Annotated in this window: 14 protein-coding genes and 5 pseudogenes; 12 read left to right on the top strand and 7 right to left on the bottom strand. The window is 74.3% G+C overall.

The window, feature by feature from the left end; all coding sequences use genetic code 11:
- Window positions 1-660: pseudogene (locus tag VR45_RS04540) on the bottom strand (transcriptional regulator); the annotation flags it as partial.
- 55 nt (window positions 661-715) lie between these two features.
- Between VR45_RS04540 and VR45_RS04535 the strand changes: the two are divergent.
- From VR45_RS04535 to VR45_RS04525, 3 genes are all read left to right on the top strand, one after another.
- Window positions 716-2,029: an MFS transporter gene (locus tag VR45_RS04535; RefSeq protein ID WP_063772410.1), complete on the top strand. Its 1,314-nt coding sequence runs from the start codon at window positions 716-718 to the stop codon at window positions 2,027-2,029.
- Window positions 2,030-2,205: 176 nt separating this feature from the next.
- The gene (locus VR45_RS04530; RefSeq protein WP_045938356.1) at window positions 2,206-2,667 is read left to right on the top strand and encodes a hypothetical protein; all 462 of its coding nucleotides are present in this window, start codon (window positions 2,206-2,208) and stop codon (window positions 2,665-2,667) included.
- A 137-nt stretch (window positions 2,668-2,804) separates the two neighbouring features.
- On the top strand, window positions 2,805-3,920 hold the full coding sequence (locus tag VR45_RS04525) for a basic secretory protein-like protein (protein ID WP_045938355.1): 1,116 nt from the start codon (window positions 2,805-2,807) through the stop codon (window positions 3,918-3,920).
- 79 nt (window positions 3,921-3,999) lie between these two features.
- Here VR45_RS04525 and VR45_RS04520 read toward each other — a convergent pair.
- A pseudogene (locus tag VR45_RS04520) lies at window positions 4,000-5,383 on the bottom strand (FAD-dependent oxidoreductase).
- A gap of 1,127 nt (window positions 5,384-6,510) precedes the next feature.
- Here VR45_RS04520 and VR45_RS04510 point away from each other — a divergent pair.
- From VR45_RS04510 to VR45_RS04480, 7 genes and pseudogenes are all read left to right on the top strand, one after another.
- Window positions 6,511-7,632 (top strand): phytanoyl-CoA dioxygenase family protein, encoded by a 1,122-nt coding sequence (locus tag VR45_RS04510; RefSeq protein ID WP_078896226.1) that lies wholly within the window; start codon window positions 6,511-6,513, stop codon window positions 7,630-7,632.
- On the top strand, window positions 7,629-9,098 hold the full coding sequence (locus VR45_RS04505; RefSeq protein WP_063772409.1) for a DUF6271 family protein: 1,470 nt from the start codon (window positions 7,629-7,631) through the stop codon (window positions 9,096-9,098). Before VR45_RS04510 ends, VR45_RS04505 begins: the two co-directional genes overlap by 4 nt.
- A complete protein-coding gene (locus VR45_RS04500) occupies window positions 9,091-10,299 on the top strand; it encodes a type III PLP-dependent enzyme (RefSeq protein ID WP_045938353.1) in 1,209 nt (402 codons plus the stop codon). The genes VR45_RS04505 and VR45_RS04500 overlap by 8 nt, the downstream gene beginning before the upstream one ends.
- Window positions 10,300-10,872, top strand: a complete 573-nt coding sequence (locus VR45_RS04495) for a GNAT family N-acetyltransferase (protein WP_078896225.1) — start codon at window positions 10,300-10,302, stop codon at window positions 10,870-10,872. It begins immediately after the preceding gene.
- A 109-nt stretch (window positions 10,873-10,981) separates the two neighbouring features.
- Window positions 10,982-12,241 (top strand): MFS transporter, encoded by a 1,260-nt coding sequence (locus tag VR45_RS04490; protein WP_045938359.1) that lies wholly within the window; start codon window positions 10,982-10,984, stop codon window positions 12,239-12,241.
- Window positions 12,242-12,338: 97 nt separating this feature from the next.
- The gene (locus tag VR45_RS04485) at window positions 12,339-12,695 is read left to right on the top strand and encodes a DUF6204 family protein (RefSeq protein ID WP_045938352.1); all 357 of its coding nucleotides are present in this window, start codon (window positions 12,339-12,341) and stop codon (window positions 12,693-12,695) included.
- Between the two features lie 100 nt (window positions 12,696-12,795).
- Window positions 12,796-13,753: pseudogene (locus VR45_RS04480) on the top strand (hypothetical protein).
- Here the strand turns inward: VR45_RS04480 and VR45_RS49940 are convergent.
- The 3 genes and pseudogenes from VR45_RS49940 to VR45_RS49935 all read right to left on the bottom strand — a co-directional run bounded on the left by VR45_RS49940 (window position 13,716) and on the right by VR45_RS49935 (window position 14,743).
- The gene (locus VR45_RS49940) at window positions 13,716-14,033 is read right to left on the bottom strand and encodes a hypothetical protein (protein ID WP_286163070.1); all 318 of its coding nucleotides are present in this window, start codon (window positions 14,031-14,033) and stop codon (window positions 13,716-13,718) included. The pseudogene VR45_RS04480 and the gene VR45_RS49940 sit on opposite strands and share 38 nt — an antisense overlap.
- A 331-nt stretch (window positions 14,034-14,364) precedes the next feature.
- Window positions 14,365-14,493 (bottom strand): annotated as a pseudogene (locus tag VR45_RS50440) (DUF6597 domain-containing transcriptional factor); the annotation flags it as partial.
- 118 nt (window positions 14,494-14,611) lie between these two features.
- The gene (locus VR45_RS49935) at window positions 14,612-14,743 is read right to left on the bottom strand and encodes a hypothetical protein (protein ID WP_286163069.1); all 132 of its coding nucleotides are present in this window, start codon (window positions 14,741-14,743) and stop codon (window positions 14,612-14,614) included.
- A gap of 377 nt (window positions 14,744-15,120) precedes the next feature.
- On the opposite strand from VR45_RS49935, the gene VR45_RS04470 reads away from it, so the two are divergent.
- Together VR45_RS04470 and VR45_RS49930 are read left to right on the top strand one after the other, a co-directional pair.
- Window positions 15,121-16,101, top strand: a complete 981-nt coding sequence (locus VR45_RS04470; RefSeq protein WP_045938351.1) for a LysR family transcriptional regulator — start codon at window positions 15,121-15,123, stop codon at window positions 16,099-16,101.
- 118 nt (window positions 16,102-16,219) lie between these two features.
- Window positions 16,220-16,353, top strand: a pseudogene (locus VR45_RS49930) (IS5/IS1182 family transposase); the annotation flags it as partial.
- Between the two features lie 48 nt (window positions 16,354-16,401).
- Here the strand turns inward: VR45_RS49930 and VR45_RS04465 are convergent.
- Both VR45_RS04465 and VR45_RS04460 read right to left on the bottom strand, forming a co-directional pair.
- A complete protein-coding gene (locus VR45_RS04465; protein ID WP_159394107.1) occupies window positions 16,402-17,466 on the bottom strand; it encodes a helix-turn-helix domain-containing protein in 1,065 nt (354 codons plus the stop codon).
- A 296-nt stretch (window positions 17,467-17,762) separates the two neighbouring features.
- Complete coding sequence (locus tag VR45_RS04460) at window positions 17,763-19,049, bottom strand: lipase (RefSeq protein WP_045938350.1); 1,287 nt, start codon at window positions 19,047-19,049, stop codon at window positions 17,763-17,765.
- Window positions 19,050-19,428 lie beyond the last annotated feature (379 nt).

Genomic DNA, 19,428 nt, shown 5'->3' with positions numbered 1-19,428 from the left:
CACGGACGGCAGGAGCAGCAACCCCCGCCCGGAGGCGAGGACATGGTGCCGGCCGATCATGTCGGCGATGTGCAGGACGCCCCGGTGCCAGCGCAGGGAGGGGTGCATGTCGGCGAAGAGCAGGCGGGCGCCGCCGAGGGCCAGCCGGCGGGCCCGGTAGGTCATGTCGGCCTCCAGCAGCAGCCGCATCCCCGGCCACTCCGGCCGCACCGCGATCTCCCAGTAGCGGCGCAGGAGTTCGCAGAGCGCGTCGCGCAGCCGGCGGACGGCCGCGTCGTCGGCGCGGTCGAGGGCGGTGCGCAGGGGCTCGGGCGGCGGGTCGGGGAGGTGGGTGTCCAGCAGGTCGCGCCGGACCACCGCGGGGGCGGTGCGGCGGACGACGGCCAACTCCTCCTCGAAGGTCGGCGCGAAGCCTTCCGGGCGGGGGGTGAGGAAGTCCGGCACGGTCCGCCGCGCGGCGACCAGGGAGAGCAGCAACCCACTGTCGAACCCGTCGAGTTCACCGAGCGACCGGAGCACGGACCGCCGCCAGGGCAGGTGCAGCGCCGACAGGCCCGGTTCGCGCAGGACGCGCAGGCTGAGCACGGTCTCGTTCAGTGGCGAGAGGGCGAACCGGGTGTCCGCGAGGTCCTCGACGCCCAGCTCGAAGGTGATGACCATGAAGCGCCACGCTACATCGGTTGGCAACGGCGCGCCGCCGGGCCAACCTCCGGGTATGACTCGCCGCCTGCTCCTGCTGCTCACCGTCACCTGCGCCGTCGGCGTGGGCACGATCTACTTCCCACAGGCGATCACCCCACTGATCGCCGCCGGCCTGGACACCTCCGAGAGTTCCGCCGCGCTGGCGGTGACGTTCACTCAGATCGGTTACTCCATCGGCATCTTCCTCATCGTGCCGCTCGGCGACCGAATACCCAACCGCCGACTGCTGACCACCCTGCTCGGGCTCACCGGCGTCGAACTGCTCGCGGCCGGCTGCGCACCCACGCTGCCCGTCCTGCTGGCGGCGAGCGTCGCCGTCGGGACCACCACGGTCGCCGCCCAGGTGGTGTCGCCGATGGCGGCCGGGCTGGTGCCGGTCGACCGGCGCGGGGCGGTGATGGGCACCCTGCTGAGCGGGGCCACCGGCGGCATGCTGCTGGCGCGGACGTTCAGCGGCACACTCGGCGAGTACCTGGGCTGGCGCGCCCCGTACCTGGCGGCGGGGGTGCTGACGCTGGTGCTCGCGGCCGTCCTGACCCGCGCCCTGCCGGACGTCACCGCCGTCGCCCCGGCGGTCCGGCCGTCGTACGGGTCGCTGCTGGTCGAACCGCTCCGACTGCTGCGCGACGAACCGGAGTTGCGCCGCTCGGGCTTCTACCAGGCGATGGTCTTCGGCGGGTTCTGCGCCGTCTGGACCTGCCTGCCGCTGCTGCTCACCGGGCCCGAGTACGGGTTCGGCGCGCAGACGGTCGGACTGATCGCGCTGGTCGGGGCGGCCACGATGGTCTGCACGCCGTTCGCCGGACGGGTGGTGGACCGCCGGGGCGCGGACCCCGTGAACCTGGCCGGACTGCTCGGCGCCCTCGCCTCGGCGGCGGTCCTGGCGGCCGGGGGCGGGGGCGGCGCGGCGGGCCTGGCCGTCCTGGTGGCCGGCACGCTGCTGCTGGACGTCTCGATGCAGTCCGGCATGATCGCCAACAAGACCCGGGTCTACGAGCTCCGGGCCGACGCCCGCAGCCGGCTCAACACGGCCTACATGACCTTCGGTTACCTCGGCGGCAGCATCGCCTCCTGGCTCGGCCTGCGCGCCCACGCCCTGGCGGGCTGGCCGGGCGTCTGCACCCTCCTCGCCCTTCTCACCGGCCTCGCCCTGACCCGCCACCTCGTCGAGGCGCGCCGCCGCCGCACCGTCCCGCCGACGCCCCGCGACCGCCTGCCGGAGCGGCCGCGCGACGGCGGATCCAAGCAGGACGAACAGCAGGCCGAACAGCCGGCCGAACAGCAGGCCGAGCAGCGGAGCGGGCGCAAGCGCGAGCCCACCCCGTAGCGAACGATCCGGCGCGAACGATCCGGAACGCACGGTTCTCCTGTCGTTCACGCGACTCGCCCATTAAGGTCGCGTGCATGACAACATCTCGGGGAGCGGCCGTCCCGGCGCCCCCCGGCCGGCACTCGCCCACGCACCCACGCCCCGCACCGCCCACCCCCGACCGGAGGTCGCCCGTGGCCCGCCTCTACGTCCGCAACGGCATCAACCCCGACGACCCGGACGCGCCCGTGGTGGCGCTGCTCGTCGATCCGGACGGCCCGCCCGGCGAGCGCGCCGTCGCCAAGCTGAGCTGGTACGGGCACGAGGGGGACGGCGCGTTCTTCCTCCTGCCCACCGACGGCTGGGCGGAGCACGCCCTGGACGGGGACCGCCTGACCGTCGCGGTGGCCGCGTACCCGTTCACGCTGGAGCAGATCGGCGCGGACCCGGCGGCGTTCCCGGAGCGCTCGCCCGCCCTCCCCGAGGCGGCCCTGGTGCTGCACGCGGAAGCGGCGGTCGACCCGGCGCTGTACGCCCGGGCCGGCGCCGCGACCGCCGTGTTCAACGCCCGCCCCGGGCTCGCCCTGGAGCAGGTCCTCGCCGGGGACGACGCCTGGCCGGTCGTCCTCGCCCCGCCCCCGCCCACCGAGGACTGAGCGCGGGAGTCGGTCGGCCGCACAACACCCCCTGCCGACCGCCACGTCAACGGTCCGTCAACTCGCTGTATGCGGCGGCGCGATGACATGACGGGAGGTCGGATCCACCGGGGAGCCGGCCGAAAGGGGAACCCGACATGATCAACCGTCGTACGGCCGCAGCCGCGGTCCTGGTCGCCGCGACCGCGGTGTCAGGGACAGTCCTGGGGGCCGGGACCGCGAGCGCGAGCACGACCGACCTGCCGCTGCCGGTCAGCGGCGCCGAGTACCGGGTCTCCAGCAAGGCGGGCGGCGCGCTCCAGTGGGACAGCCGTGACAGCGGGTCCAACGTGGTGGTCCGCGACTGGAACGAGTCGTCCGCCCAGCAACTCTGGACGATCAAGGACGAGGGCGCCGGCACCTGGTCGGTCAAGGTGCCGGGCACCAACAACGCGATCGACCGCGACATGGGCCGGAACACCGTCGGCGCCTGGAACTACGTGGCCGCGGACAACCAGCGGTGGAGCCTGCACAACACCACGCTGGGCGACGGCAGGGGCTGGCTGCTGCGCAACGTCTCGGATCCGAGCCTCTGCCTCGCCCGCGGCGCCGACCTGAACGCGAAGGTGGCCGCCTGCAACACCGGTGACCCGGCGCAGAACTGGAACCTCGACCGGAGCAGCAGCACCACCCCGCCGTCCCCCGGCCGCCCGGTCATCGACCTGGACTACTCGCGGGCCCCGGACCTCGGCCCGTGGCTGGAGCAGCAGAAGCAGACCATTGCGGACTACTACTCGACGATCTCCAACCTGGCCATCAAGGGCGCGTGGACCGCCGCCCCACGGTTCCGGATCGTCCTCGACCCGCAGATCACCGACCACCCCGCCGAGGCGCGGCCCGGCACCGTGCCCGAGATCCACGCGAGCGTCGACTACACCCGCAACAACCGGAACGACACCGGCTTCCTGCTGCACGAGGCCGCGCACGTGGCGTTCTTCGGCCACCCGGGCCGCCCGTGGTGGCTGGAGGAGGGACTGGCGGACTGGGTGCGCTACTACAACTTCCAGCCCGGCACCGTGCATCCGCTCGCCCCGGGCGACCGGTACGACAGCGGCTACAGCGCCACCGCCCGGTTCATCGACTACGTCGCTAAGACCTACCGGCGGCCCGACCTGCCGTACCTGCTGAACACCAGGGACTACGGCTCCGGCCAGATCTGGGTCCAGGTCACCGGCAAGAGCGCCGACCAGCTCTGGAACGAGATGCCCAAGTAGTAGGCCGAGGCCGCTTCGACTCCGACGGGGGGCCGGCCCCGATCCTGACCGGCCCCAATCCTGACCGGCCCCGTCCGGACTACGCCCCGCTGTGCCGGAGCATGTCCTCCCGCTCCACCACCTTGACCCGCTCCCGACCCTCGGCCTCGCCCAACGCGCGCTCGTGGGCGTCGAGTTCGTACCAGCCCTGCCAGGTGGTGAACCGCACCCCGCGCTCCCGCAGGTACGCCGGGACCGCCTCCGGGTCGGGCTCGACGGCGCCCGGCAGCCGCCCCTCGGCCTGGTCGGCGAGCAGGCAGGCGACGGTCTCGTTGGCGTCGCCCTTGCTCGTTGGCGTCGCCCTTGGTGTGCCCGATCAGGCCGACCGGCCCGCGCTTGATCCAGCCGGTCACGTACACCGCGTCCTGGTGCGAGCCGTCGGCGGCGAGCACCCGGCCGGCCGCGTTCGGCACGGTGCCGGAGACCGGGTCGAACGGCAGCTTGGGCAGCTCGTCGGAGTAGTACCCGATCGCCCGGTAGATCGAGCGGACGTCCCAGTCGGTGAACTCGCCGGTGCCGCGGACGTTGCCGGTGCCGTCGAGCTCGGTGCGCTCCGTGCGCAGCCCGGCGACCTTGCCGTCCTCGCCGAGCACCTCCACCGGGGACTCGAAGAAGTGCAGGTAGAGGCGGTGCGGGCGGTCGCCGACATCCCGGATCGCCCAGTTCTCGATGGTCGAGGCGACCATGTCGACGTGCTTGGCGGCGCGCCGCTCGGCGATCGAGCCCTCGTCGTAGTCGATGTCCTCGGGGGCGACGATCACCTCGATGTTGGGCGAGTGGTCGAGCTCGCGCAGCTCCATCGGGCTGAACTTGGCCTGGGCGGGACCGCGGCGGGCGAAGACGTGCACCTCCAGGGCCCGGTTGCGCTTGAGGCCCTCGTACACGTTCGGCGGGATCTCGGTGGGCAGCAGCTCGTCGGCGGTCTTGGCGAGGATGCGGGCCACGTCCAGGGCGACGTTGCCGGCGCCGAGCACCGCGACCTTCTCGGCCTCCAGCGGCCAGGTGCGCGGCACGTCGGGGTGGCCGTCGTACCAGGAGACGAAGTCCGCGGCGCCGTAGGAGCCGTCGAGGCCGATGCCGGGGACGTCGAGCGCGCGGTCGGCCATCGCGCCGGTGGAGAAGACCACGGCGTCGTAGAACCGGTGCAGGTCGTCCAGAGCGAGGTCGCCGGGGTAGTCGACGTTGCCGAACAGCCGGACCTCCGGCTTGTCCAGCACCTTGTGGAGGGCGGTGACAATGCCCTTGATCCGCGGGTGGTCGGGCGCCACGCCGTACCGGATCAGACCGAACGGCGCGGGCATCCGCTCGAAGAGGTCGATGGAGACCCCGGGCTGCTGGGCGGCGTCGGACTTCAGCAGGGCATCGGCGGCGTATATGCCGGCGGGGCCGGCTCCGACGATCGCGACACGGATCGGGCGGGTCATCTCGGGGCGATCCTCCGGACGGGGGCGAACAGGACGGGGTGGAGCGGCGGAGCGGGTCGAGCGCCAAAGCGGGTGGAGCGGCACAGCACGGAGCAGCACAGCGCCCGGTGGGGCGGACGGGCGAGGGTGCCCCACGTCCACCCAACCCCGCCGGACCTTGCCACTGTAGGCGGTGTGGATCTATGGGCCCATAGAGCGAACCTATGGCCGATCCGGGAACAACGACGCGGCCCCGCCCGCGCCCGGATCCGGCCCCCTCCGACCGCCGCCCCCGTACGAACAAGGTCCAAAAACCGACGCCTCGGCTCCGCCCCCGAGCAGCAGCGCCCGGCCGACCGGACGCCGGACGCCGGGCGCCATCAGCACCGCCACCGCCACCGTCATCAACATCGCACGGCCGGTCTTCGCCTTCGCGACCGCGCCGACCGACCTCCACCACATGTCGGTCAGCCCGGACGGCGGGCGGCCCCACCTCCTCAAGGACAGCTGGACGCCGCAGGCCGCCGTGCTCGCCGACAGCACGGCGACCGACACCGCCGTGCAGAGCGCACACCTCCCACCCCGCCTCTCACTCCCGCCTCTCACCGAACCTCCACAGCACCCACGGAAGGGCGTTGCCGCCCCCTCCGCCCAAGGCCGCGTCAACCCGTCAACGCCAGGCGCCACTTGCCCGACCGGGCAACAGCGGCCGCCCGAAGAGGCAACAGAGATCCGGCCCGACGGAGCACCGCGCCGACCGCCCGTGACCCGACCGGGCGCCGGTTCCCGCGCAGGTCACGCCCGGTCGTCCACCGACCGACAGAGTGCCGATCGGGGCTGCAGGGACGAGGGTTGACACCGGAAGTTGGTCTAGTCCACCGTAGGGGAACACGCGTTTGACGAGGCCGGAACAGCCGTCGGCACTCCTTGTCGGACGAGCAATCCACCCTCCTCCCACGCCCCGTCGGGGCCGCCCTCCGCCGTCGTCCGGCCCTGCCCCGCGACCCATTCCCTCCACCGTTCTCTCAGCCGCTCACTCAACCGTTCCGACGCCCGTTCACTCAGCCGTTCCCGCGCCCGTTCCCCGCCGCCCCGGGCACACGACCACCCCCCGATCCGACGCCCCGACCCGACCTTGGAGTGACGTGATGCCGAAGCCCGACGGGTACCTGTATCGAGCCGCTTCGGAGCGCCCGTACTTCAGCAACGACGGCGAGGCCTACCTCGCCGCCACCGCGCTGAAGGACATCGAGAAGCAGCGCCCGTTGCGCGTGCTGTCGGAGGAGCAGTTCGCCTTCTGGCAGACCTACGGCTACGTCGTCGTGCCGGAGGCGATCACCCCCGAGGCCGCGCGCGGGCTGCTCGACTTCGCCTGGTCGTTCCAGGGCCTCGACCCCGAGCGGCCCGAAACCTGGTACGAGGAACGGGACTTCCGGGACGAGCTGGACCAGCACCTGCACATCTACGGCTTCGTCGAGGCCTACCAGCACCAGCTCATGTGGGACAGTCGACAGGCCCGCCGGGTCTACGACGCCTTCGTCGACGTCTGGGACTGCGAGGAGCTCTGGGTCACCCTCGACCGGCTCAACCTCAACCCGCCGAACATCAGGAACCGCGACCGCGCGCTGATCGAGCCCACCGACAAGGGCTTCGACATCGAGCTGCACTGGGACGTCGACTCCACCGCCGGGATGCTCCCCCAGCGCGTGCAGGGCATCATCGCCCTCAACGACACCGCGCCGGACCTCGGCGGCTTCCAGTGCAACCCCGAGCTGTTCCGCCGGTTCAACACCTGGCAGGCCGCCCAGCCGGCCGACCGCGACCCGATCCGCCCGGCCGTCGACCACGCCGAGTTCCCGGTCGTCCGACCCGAGTTGAAGGCCGGGGACCTGCTGATCTGGAACGGCATGCTGGCGCACGGCGTGGCCGCCAACACCTCGGCGAACGGCGTCCGCTCCGTGCAGTACCTGTCGATGATGCCCGCACTGGAGGAGCACACGGAGCTCCGCGAGTCGCGCATCGCCTCCTGGCGCGACCGCTCCACCCCGACCTGGAACCGCACCCTGGTCGGCGACCACCGCGAGCACGAGTCGCTGCGCTACGGCCCCGCCGAACTCACCGGCCTCGGCGCCAGGCTGCTCGGCCTGGAGTCCTGGCACCCGGCCGACACCGACACCGACCGCGGCCCCGGCACCCCCGACCTCGGCACCGACGTCCCCGGCCCCGGCCCCGGCATCGACATCCCCGGCCCCAGGACAGGCGAGGCATGACCGTGGATCTCGCCGCACCCGGCATCTGCCTCGCCCTGCCCACCAATCGGGCCTGCGCCCCCGCCATCGCCGAGGTCGGCGCCGAAGCCGCCTGGGCCGCCCGCGAGTTCGGCGTCCAGGTGCACCTGCTGATCCTCGACTCGGCGGACGCCGCGACCCGCACCGAGCACGAGAAGGCCGTCGCCGACCTGCCCGCCGTCCCCGGCGTCCTCGTCCACCACCTCGACGAGGAGCAGCAGCGCGCCTTCCTGCGGTCCGCGATCGACCGGGCCCTCGCCGCGACCCCGGCCCTGTCCGCGGCAGCGGGTGCCGACCGGCTGCTCGACCTGATGCTGCCGGACACCGTGTCCTACGGGGCCTGCACCAACCGGGCGTTCCTGTTCGCCGCCGCGCTCGGCTGCTCCTCGCTGCACCGCCGCGACTCCGACAGCACCTACCAGGAGCTGGACGGCGAACCGGTGTTCCCGATCCACCACGAGCTGCGCTCGATCGGCCGACGCGCCGCCGACGCCGCGCCCGGCGTCACCCACCACACCCTCGACCCGGCGCACGCGGGGAAGCCGGTCGCCCTGGTCGGCAGTTCCTTCATCGGTGAACTCTCGGTCGACCTCGGGGAGGTCCGGGCCCTGGACCCGGCGGTCTACGAGGAGGTCGTGGGCCTGTGGGCGGCCACCGGCTCCACCGTCGAACAGCGGCGCGAGCTGGTCGCGGACTCGTTCGTCGGCAACGGCACCGACCCGTTCACCCACGACCGTGCCGTGCTCGACCTGCCCGACATCTGGCGGATCGACATGTGCAACATCGCGCTGGACCGCGAGTTGTACGAGCGGGTGCCGCTGCCGCCGGCGACCGACACCATCGGCAGCGACTACTTCCTGCACCATCTGGTGCTCAACGCGGGGCTGCCCGGCGTCACCCACAACCGCAACATCGTCAACCACTACACCCCGGAGCGGCGCACCGACGCCGGATTCCTCGCCTACCAGCTGCGGTTCACCAAGTTCCTGCTGTCGATGCTGTACCTCCACCCGGTGTACGCCGCGCTGGAGTCGGCCGGCGAGGCGCTGCTCGACGAGCACCACCACGTGCGACCGGGGGCGGTGGCCGGGTTCGCCCGCCGCGCCGCAGGCGAGGACCGGGCGGAGAACCACCGCCGGCTGGCCGTGCTCGACCGCGCCTACCGCGGGCTCGGCGGACGCTACGCCGACTTCGCCGACCATCTGCTGCCGCGCCGGGAACGCCTGTTGGACGAGGCGCAGGCCGACATCGAGGCGTTCGCCCTGCTCGTCGACGCCTGGGGCCCGCTGGTCGCCGCAGCCCGAACCGTCCCGCCGACGCCCTCGGACACCACCCTCCTCGCGCCCAGGCCCACACACATACCCGCACCCACGAGCACGCCCGGAAGAACCGCTGCGGCGGGAAGACCCACCCACCCCACCACCGGCCGGAGCGCCGCCCATGCCTGACCACGGACGCCTGCGCACCGCCCTGGCCGCCGCCGAGGACGACCGGATCATCTACGATCTCGACGGCATCGAGTCCCAGTACGACGCCCTGCTGCGCGAACTGCCGGACGTCGACATCCGGTTCGCCATGAAGGCCTGCCCGGTGGACGAGGTGCTCGGCTGCCTGGCCGCCCGGGGCTCCGGCTTCGACGCGGCCGGACCGCAGGAGATCGTCCAGGCGCTGCGCACCGGCGTGCCGGTCGAGCGGGTCCACTACGGCAACACGATCAAGTCCGATCGCCAGATCGCCGAGGCGTACCGGCTCGGCGTGCGCGACTTCGCCACCGACAGCCTGGCCGACGTCCTCGCGATCGCCGAACACGCCCCGGGCGCACGGGTGTTCTGCCGTCTCGCCACCACCGGCGAGGGGGCGCTCTGGGGCCTGAGCCGGAAGTTCGGCTGCTCGTCGGCGGACGCCCTGCGGGTGCTGGACGCGGCCCGGGACGCCGGACTGGTCCCGGCCGGCCTCTCGGTGCACGTCGGCTCCCAGCAACTCACCTCCGAGGCCTGGCAGCACGCCCTGGAGACGATCGCCTCGGTGGTCGAGGAGGCCAACCGGCGGGGCATCCTGCTGGACCACGTCAACCTCGGCGGCGGCCTGCCCGCCCTCGGCGTGCTGGACCGGCGCGGGGAGCCGCTCGACCCGCCGGTCGACAAGATGTTCGCGGTGATCCGGGAGGGCATGCAGCGGCTGCGCGAGATCTCCGCGGCGCCGCTCGGCTTCCTGCTGGAGCCGGGCCGCCACCTGGTCGCCGACCACGGTGCGATCCGGGCCCACATCACCCGCCTGACAGACCGTCAGCAGCTGGACGGCGAACGAGCGTACTGGCTCTACCTGAGCTGCGGCAAGTTCAACGGCCTGTACGAGATGGACGAGTTGCGCTACCGGCTGGAGTTCCCCACCCACCCCGGCGCCGTGACCGTGCCCGCCGTGATCGCCGGTCCCACCTGCGACAGCGACGACGCCTACGCCGACGAGGGCGCCGGTGTGCCCGTCCCCCGGGACGCCGCCTCGGGCGACCCGGTGTGGATCCTCTCCTGCGGCGCCTACGCCACCGCCTACACCACGCGGGGCTTCAACGGCTTCCCGCCGCTCCCCTACAGCTGCGTCCGGGCGGGCCGCCCGGACGGCGCGCCCCGCCCCGAGGGAGTACCGCAGTAGATGTCCGCGCACCCGGCCGCCGAACTCCCCGACACCGCAAGCCACTCCGTCCTCCTCGACGACGGGGTCCGCGACGACGAGCTGCTCGTCCGCCCGCTCGCCGAGCACGACTGGGCCGAGGTGGTGCCGCTGGAAGCCCGCGCCTACGGCGAGAGCGGCCTCTCCGAGGGCGGCGAGGCCCTGCGCTCGCGCCACCGGGCCGCCCCCGACTACTGCTTCGCGTTCGAGCACAGGGGCGAGTTCGGCGGCTACCTGCTCGCCCTGCCCTACCCGCTCGGCCACTGCCCCGACCTCGGCCGCGCCGAGTCCCCGGCTCCCCTCGGCTCCACCAACCTGCACGCCCACGACCTGGTCGTGACCGAGCGGCTGCGCGGACGCGGCCTGGCCCCGCGCCTGCTCACCTTCCTCGCCGACACGGCCCGCGACCGCGGCCACGCCACCATCTCGCTGGTCGCCGTCCGTGGCAGCGAAGTGCTCTGGGCCCCCCTCGGCTACCTCCCCCACCCCGAGGTGCGGCTCCCCGCGAGCTACGGCGACCGGGCCGTCTACATGTCGATGCCCCTCCACCCCTAGCACCCTCCGCCCTTGGCGCCCTCCAGCCCCGGTGCCCTCCACCCCCGGTGCCGTTCCCCCTTCCTCCCCCAGTGACGACCTCCCCCACCCAAGAATCGGACTGATGCACATGCTCCGCGTGCGCGACGACTTCCTGCGGGCGCACCTGGCCATCGCAGCGCTGTTCTGCTTCCTCGGCTTCCAGTACGCGACCTGGGTCTCCCGCCTGCCCGCCCTGAAGACCCGGTTCGAGCTCAGCGACGGCCGGATCGGCCTGCTGCTGATGGCCTCCGGCATCGGCGCGGCCGCCTCCTTCCCGCTCGTCGCCACGATGATGAAGCGGTACGGCTCGCGCACCCTCGCCACGGTGTCCGCGCTCGCCCTCGGCCTGGTCCTGGCCGGCTTCACCCTCGCCCCGAACTTCCCCGTCCTGCTGCTGGTGGCCGCCCTGGACGGCGTCGCGGTGGGCTTCCTGAACGTCGCGATGAACGCCCAGGGCGCCGCGCTGGAGGTCCGCTTCGGGCGCACCGCGATGTCCAGGCTGCACGCCACCTTCAGCGCCGGTCTGGGCCTGGCCGCCCTGCTCGCCTCCGGCGTGAACATCGTCACCACCACGCTCTCCGCGCACTTCGCGATCGCGGCCGCCGTCCTCGCCCTGCTGCTCCTGCTGGCCCGGACCGGCATGCTGGCGGACGAGCCACAGCCGGCCGCAGCCGACGAGAAGGCCGACGGGAAGACCAGCGGGAAGACCGACAGGGAGACCGCCGAGGCAGCGCCGCCGAAGCGCCGCGGAATCCCGCTCCCCTCCCGGATCACCGTCTGGATGGGCGTCGCGATGGTCTTCGGCACCATCACCGAGGGCGCCATGAACGACTGGTCCGCCCTCTACCTGAAGAACGTCGTGCACGCCTCGCCCCAGCTGGCCCCGTTGGGCATCGCCGTCATCTCGGTGATGATGGTCCTCGCCCGGCTGTTCGCCGACGGCTGGCGCACCCGCTTCGGGGACGGCCTGATCGTCCGGGTCGGCAGCACCGTGGCCGGGCTCGGCCTGGCGCTCGCCCTGCTGGTCGGCGGCGTCGTGCCGGCCCTGATCGGCTTCGCCTGCGTCGGCCTCGGCATCGCCGCCGTCACCCCCTGCGTCTACGTCGCCGCCGCCCGGCAGGGGTCCGACGCCCTGGCGCTGGTCGCCGCCACCGGCACCACCGGACTGCTCGCCGGTCCGGCCGTGATCGGCTTCGTCGCCAATGCCACCGGCCTGGCCTGGGGCATGGGCGTGGTCGCGGCCTCGGCACTGGTCGTCGCGCTCTGCGCCACCCGGATCGCCTGGCCCGCCCTCGACGCGGCCCCGGCCTCCACCGCCACCGCCCCCGCCGCCCTCCACGAGGCCTGACCGACCCAGCCCCGGTCCCCGGTCCCCGCTCCCCGCTCCCCGCTCCCGGCCGCAAAACCCTTCGCCCACCCGCCGCCCCGCGAACTAGGCTCGCCGGATGACCACCCGCACCTTCCGCATCACCGTCCGCGGCGCCTTCGACGGCCTCACCCCCGAGCAGCACGCCGAGCTGCAGTCCAAGGCCGCCGAGCACAACGTCCTCTACGCCGCCTTCACCCCCGAGGGCCACCTCAGCTACGACCTGAACGCCCGTGCGGTCTTCACGTTCCGCTACCAGGACACCGGCGAGGCCGAGGAGGACATCCTCGACGCCACCGAGCGCGCGGAGCAGTCGGCGCGCGCCTGGCTCGACGAACGCGGCTACGGCCACAAGAACCTCCGTTCCCAGGCCGAGGACCTCTCCCAGGCCCCGCTCGGCAAGCGGCAGCGCCGAGCGGCCGCCAAGGAACTCTGACGCCTTCCGCACCCGCCCACCACAGCTCCGCCCACGACACTCCCGCGCGCACGTCCGAATCGTTCAAGACGGCCACCTCCGGCCCGCCTACGGTCGAGTCATGACCCGCACCCGCACCGCACGCCTCACCGGGGCCCGCCTCGACGCCGCCGCCCGGTTCCTCTGGACCTCCGGCCGCGTCCTCGAACAGCGGCGCTTCGCCCACCTGTTCGGCGGCGAGAGCGACCCCGGCAGTGACCCCGGCAGCGACCCGGCCGGCGTCCTCGCCGCCCTCGAAGCCCACCGCACCGCCGACGGCGGCTACGCCTACGGCCTCGAACCGGACGTGCGCGGGCCCGCCGCCCAACCCATCGCCGTCCCGGGCGCGCTGCTCGTCCTGGAGGAGGCCGGCGCACTGGACGACGCCCGTGCCCGGGCGGTCTGCGACTGGCTGGCGGGCGTCGCCGCGCCCGACGGCGGCGTGCCCGTCGTCCTGCCGAGCCTGCGCCCCTACCCGCACCCGCCGTTCGTGCCGGTGCCGGAGGAGGGCGAATCGCCGGTCGGCGCGCTGCTGTCCACCGGCCAGATCGTCGCCCCACTGCTCCGCCGGGGCATCGTCCACCCGTGGCTCACCGCCGCCACCGCCTTCTGCCGCACCGCCGTCGAGAACCCACCCGTACGAGGCGGGCGCCGCGATCCGCTTCCTCGACGCCGCCCCGGACACCGCCTGGGCCCGACGGGAGGCCGCGCGCCTGGGCACGCTGGTCCGCGAGCAGCGGATCGTCCTGCTCGACCCGGCCCGGCCCGAGGACGCCCGGACCTCCCCCGGCTACGCACCGGGCGAGTACCACCTCCCGCACGACTACGCCCGCCGGCCGGACAGCCTGGCCCGCCACTGGTTCACCGCCGCCGAACTCGCCCGCGGGCTCGACCACCTCGCCGCCGAGCAGCAGCCGGACGGCGGCTGGCCGATCCACTGGGTCCGCTGGTCGGCGAGCACCGAGTCCGAGGCCCGCCCCGGTGTCACCCTCCAGGCGCTGCTCACCCTGCGCGCCTACGACGCCCCCGGGGGCGTCTGACCGGGCCCCCGGTCCGACCCGCCCGACCCGCCCGACCCTCCCCATCCGGCTCACCCGGCTTCGCGGCCGCCCGGCCCAGCAGGACCGTCGGCGACACCCCCGACCACCGGCGCACCTCCCTGGTGAGGTGCGCCTGGTCGGCGTACCCGGCCCGCGCCGCCACCTCCGCCAACCCGGGCAGCGCACCGGCGCCACCGCCCGAACCCGCCCAGGCCACCGCCCGCCGGAACCGCAGCACCGCGTGCAGGGTCTTCGGCCCGTAACCGACCGCGTCCGTCACCCGGCGTCGCAACTGACGCTCCGAGAGGCCGAGTTCCACCGCGCGGCAGCCGCACGCCCTCCGGACGCCCCAGCACGGCCACCGCCCGCTCGACCACCCGGTCCGGCGCCCACCCGGGCACCCGCGAGGCCACGAAGGCGTCCAGCACGGCCGCGGCCTCCGCCGGCCCACGCACCCCGGCGCGCCGCTCCCCGACCCACTCCCCAGCCCGCTCCACAAGCCCCTCCGCGAGCCGCCCCGCCACCCCCGCACCGACCACCTCGGCCAGCGGCACCTGAAGATCGCAGAGCTCCCGCGCCGGCATCGCCCCCAGCAGCAGGCCGGCCGCACCGGGCCGGAACCGCACTCCGGCCAGCTCGGCCCCGCCCGGCACCGGCACGGTCCGCGGCGCACGGTCCGGGCCGACCACCTCCAGGCCCGCCGCCGACCACACCAGGTCCACACAGCCGTCCGGCACCACGAGCTGCCCGTACGCAGGCCCCGCGACGTTCCGCCGCACCCAGACACAGGCCACCTGCCGCCCGGGGGCGGCACCGGGCGGCCGTTCCGCGTACGAGGAGGAACTCACCCTCCCACTCTCACCCGAACACGAGTCCGGACGCGACCGCCACCGCCACGGCGACCGCCACCACCGCCACAACGACCACCACCGCCACCGCCACCCACCACACCCGCCGGTCCGCCCGGGGCGCGCTCCGGCGCAGGTCCATTGGTATGTACCACCGTCCGATGATCCGGACCGACCGTCCCCACTTCCACACCCCCGCCGCCGGGCCGGCGGGTCACCCGGGGGCGTCGCCCGGGCAGCATACGGGCAGCCCGGGCAGCTCACCGGGCCGACGCGGCCGGCGTGCGCCGCCGGCCGGACGAAAGGTCGGCACACGGCCTCCTTGGCAGGCCACCACCAACATGTCATTGTCAATCATCACGTCAGATCCTTCACTCCAAAGGGGAGTTGTCACGATCGACGGTAGATGACGAGTCGTCATGCGCCCCCACGAAACCCTTGGTCAGCACTGCTTCCACTTCTGGTCATCCCCGCCCCCACCACCCCCACCCAGCCGACCGACCACCAGCGGAGAACTCCATGCCGGACCTCGATCTCAACCTGCTTGTCGCCCTGGACGCCCTGCTGGAGGAGGGCAGCGTGACAGGCGCCGCAGAGCGGCTGCACACCTCGGCCCCCGCGATGAGTCGCACGCTCGGGCGGCTGCGCCGGGTGCTCGGCGATCCGCTCCTGGTCCGGGCCGGCCGGGGGCTGGTCCCGACGCCGCGCGCGGTGGAACTACGGGCGGAGGTCCGCGCGCTGGTCAGCCGGGGCCAGTCGCTGCTGGTCCCGCGCGCCGCCGCCGAACCGGCCGACCTCAATCGCCGCTTCACCCTCCAGACCGGGGACGTCCTCCTCACCACCATCGGCGCGACCCTGGTGGAGACGGTCCGCGCCCAGGCTCCGGCCGTCACCCTGCGCTTCCTGAGCGACCACCCGGAGGGCGCCAGCGCGATGCGGGACGGCGTGATCGACCTGGAGGTCGGCGTGACGGACCACCTCGACCCGGAGACCCGCACCGAACCGCTCGCCACCTCGGGCCTGGTGGGCATCGCCCGCGCCGGACACCCGCTGACCGTCGGCGCACCCCCCACCGCCGAGGAGTTCGCCACCGCCGACCATCTCGCGGTCTCCCGCAACGGCCGCGGCCAAGGGCCGATCGACCAGCGGCTGGCCGAAGTCGGCCTCTCCCGGCGGGTGGTCGCCAGTGTGCCGAGCTACCCGGCCGCGCTGTTCCTGCTCCGCGACAGCGACCTGGTCGGCCTCGCCCCGGCCCGCCTCGGCACCCGGGCGGCCGAGGCCCTCGGCCTGACCACCTTCCCGCTCCCGGTGCCCATGCCCGAGGTGACGCTGACCATGGCCTGGCACCCGCGCAACGACCAGGACGCCGGCCACCGCTGGCTGCGCGAGCTGGTCCGCGGCGTCGTCACCGCACGCGCCGGCGCCCCCCGCCGGACCGTCGGCCTCCCCCCGGCCGAAGCGTTCCTCGGTGCCAACCGCCCGGTCCTGAGCTCCCGTTGAACACCCCGGTCGGGTCCGGCCCGGGCGGTCCGGCCCGGGCCGGACCCGACCACCCGTTCCTGAAGCCTGCTGCGCCCCCGGGCCCCTGAAGCTTGTTCCGGAAGGTCCGAGTCCGGGCATTTCTCCGGTGCTCCGGGCCGAGCCGGTCCGGGTGGAGACGTTCACGGGGCTGCGGATGCGGCGGCTCAAGGGTCTCGTGCGGGTGGTGCGCGAGCGCGGCGGCAACGGGCCGGGCAACAGGGCCGACGCCCACATGCACAACCTCGCCCGCACCGCATGAAACCAACAGGTTGGTGGCGGTCACGGTCCCGGGCAGTAGGCATCCCGGGCGGGGGTGCGGGCGGTCACGGTCACGGGCGGGCGGTCGAGCGCGCGGTCGTCGAGAAGGGCTCGGCCGAGAGGGGTGAGGGCGTGCCGAACACCTGGCCCGGTGCGCTTGGTGGTGAGAAGGCGGGCGGTACGCAGGACGCTGAGGTGGTGGCTCGCGGTGGCGGGTGAACAGCCGCTGCGGCGGGCGAGTTCGGCGGTGCCCGCCGGGTCCGCCGCCGCGCGCAGCACGCGGGCGCGGGTGGTTCCGAGCAGGGCGACGAGCGCGCCGTCCGGCCCGTCCTCGGCGGTGGAGGTCCAGATCGCACGGCACGTGGTGAGGTCCGGGGCGAGGGGGTAGTGCAGGACGAGCGGGTGGTCGAGGCCGCGGTTGTCGGTGAGCGCGAGCGGCTCGGGCCAGAAGAAGGTGGGAACCAGCACGACGCCGGCACCGCGCAGCCGCAGGTCGGCATCGACGCGACAGGGCAGCGTCAGCACCGGTGACTGCCAGCCGACGTCGGGGTGGAGGCTGCCCAGCAGTGCGTCCAGACCGCGGTCGACAGCGAGGGTGGCACTCCGGGCGCGTTCGGTGTGCGCGGCGGCCAGCAACTGCGACCAGTACGGTGCCACCGCGAAGGAGTGGTACTCGCGCAGCCGGCGGTCGACCATCGCGCGCATTTCGCTTTCGCCTCTGCGCAGTTCATGGACCCAACGGGGTGCTCGGGGGCGCATCCCGCTGAGGACGCGCAGGTCTGCACTCCACCGCCGGCCGGGCAGTGACCAGATCTGCTCCAGGCTCTCGGACAGGGTGCGGCTGCGGGCGTGCAGGAACGCCTCTGCGGCCTCCGCCACCCCGAGCGGCGTGGCCAGGTCGAACAGCACCCGCTGTTCGGGCCGCATACTGCCACGGGTCCTGCTGCGCCACCCCTCCATCAGCACTCCGCCCATGTCGCGGGTCTGCACCAGCGACAGACTCAGGACCGACTCCGCGAGCGGATCGGGTGCCCGCGCGATCCGGACCCTCGTCAGGTCGTCGTGGGTGAAGTGGAGCCGCAACAAGTCCCGCCCCTTCCCTAGGACGTCTACAGGGCTACCTCGGCGGCCCTCCTTGTACGGCCGCCTCCACCGAGGCTCGTCACCACGGCGCTCCGCGGCATCCGCCCACGGGCCGCGGATCCGTCGGCCATGGGACGGAGTGACGACCCGTCCTTTCGGCCGATGCGCGCCACAGCGCAGTCCCTGAGGTCGCGTGGGGTGCTGTCGCGTGCTGTGACCTGCGCGGATACCCGCCGCGTTCCGGCCGCGCCCCTCCCGCCGGGCCGCCCGGCGCGATGAGGGGTGCCGGGCGGCCCGGTTCAGCGCAGCACCTCCAGCTCCGGCCAGTCGTCGCCGGGCCGGTCGAGGAAGCCGGTGGGCCGCCCCGTCAGGTACCGCGTGAAGAAGGCGGCGACGGCGGTGCGCTGGGCGGCCAGGGAGCGCCGGGGGTCGACGGTGCCGATGAGTCCGGCCGCGTCGGGGACCGGGAGGCGGCGGACGAGCTGGGGCAGGAGGACCTGGAGGTCGGTGTACGAGCCGTGGGCGGCGTTCCGCAGCCGCAGAGCGTGCCGGGGGCCGGTGGACGCCGCCCAGCAGGAGGCCCAGCTCGGTTCGGTACGCAGGGTCTTCGTACCGGAGGCCATCAGCAGGAAGGGCTTGGCGAGGCCGCTGTCGGCGACGGGCCCGAGGAGGGCGCCGTCGAGGTCGGCCGCCGCGCGGACGCGGGGCTCGTCGTGGGCGAGCTGGGCGGCGACGGAGCCGCCGAGGGACTGCCCGAGCACGCCGGTCCTGGCCGGGTCGGCGGCTTCGGCGAGCCCGTCCGGGAGTGGGTCGGTGCCGGTGTCGGGGCGGTCCCCGCGGGCGAGCCGGTCGAGTGCACCGAGGACGAAGCGGGCGTCGGCGAGGCGGGCCCGGGAGTGCCCGGCGAGGAGGGCGGCGATGACCTCCGGGGTGAGGTCGTCGGGGAGCGGGAGGGCTCGTTCGACCCGGCCGCCGGGGAACTCGACCTGTTCGGCCTCGTACGTGGAGTCGAGGGCGACGACGAGGTGGCCGCGGCTCGCCAGATCCTCGACCAGGGTGGTGCCGAGGGCGCGCGAGCCGCCGTCGCCGGAGGAGAACAGCACCACGGGCAGCCGGCCGGCACGGCGGGCGACGGGCGCGCCGGTGCGGGCGTGGGTCCTGATCCCCTGCCAGTCGGCGGCGCCGGCGGGGACACCGAGGGCCGGTGCGGAGTGCGCGTCCCAGTCGGCCGCCGCGGCCGGGGGCAGCCAGGAGGCCGTCGGGTGGCCGGCGCCGGGTTCCGCCGGGTACCAGAGGCCGGCCATGAGCTCCCGGTAGGGCTTGGCGGGGAGGAGAGGGTCGGGGCGGCTGTCGTCGACCAGGTGCAGTGCGACGGTGCCGACGGGCCAGGGCCCGGTGGGTGCGGGCAGCTGCAGCGGGACGGGGGTGCCGGGGGCCGGCGCGGGGCCGGCACCCCCGGCCGGGGCGGCGGGACGGCTCCCCGGAGCGGGGGCGGCCGGGCGGTGTCCGGGGGCGGGGGCGGCGGCCACGGTGGCGAGCACGGCGGCGCCGAGCGTGCCGAGCAGGGCGCGGCGGGTCGGGGGCATGGGCGGGCTCCTCGGGCGGGTACGGCTGCGGGGTCGCCACCAGGGTTTCGCCACCGGGGGTGCGGGGCGCCCTGCCGGGGGACGATCCCGCCGGTGGTCGCGGGTCGCCCCGGGGTGCGTCCGCTCCTTCGCGCGGAGGAGGCCCCGGTGTCCCGGGGTCTCCCCGGTCTCCCCCGTCTCCGCCGGTGGGCGGACGCCTTCGCGGGCGCGGGGGCCCTACCGTGGGGCTCCGGCGAGGACGCCGGACGACGCGGACGCGAGGACGGACACGATGACCGAGACCGGCGCGGTACGGACGGCCCCGCCGGGCGCCCTCGCCCGGCTGCCGGGGCGGGTGCCGCCCCTCGCGGTGGACACCGCGCTCGCGGCGGCCCTGTTC

Origin of the sequence: Streptomyces sp. NRRL S-495 (assembly GCF_000966955.1) — a bacterium.
Classification (GTDB): domain Bacteria; phylum Actinomycetota; class Actinomycetes; order Streptomycetales; family Streptomycetaceae; genus Kitasatospora; species Kitasatospora purpeofusca.
This window is presented reverse-complemented; position numbering and strand designations above follow the sequence as displayed.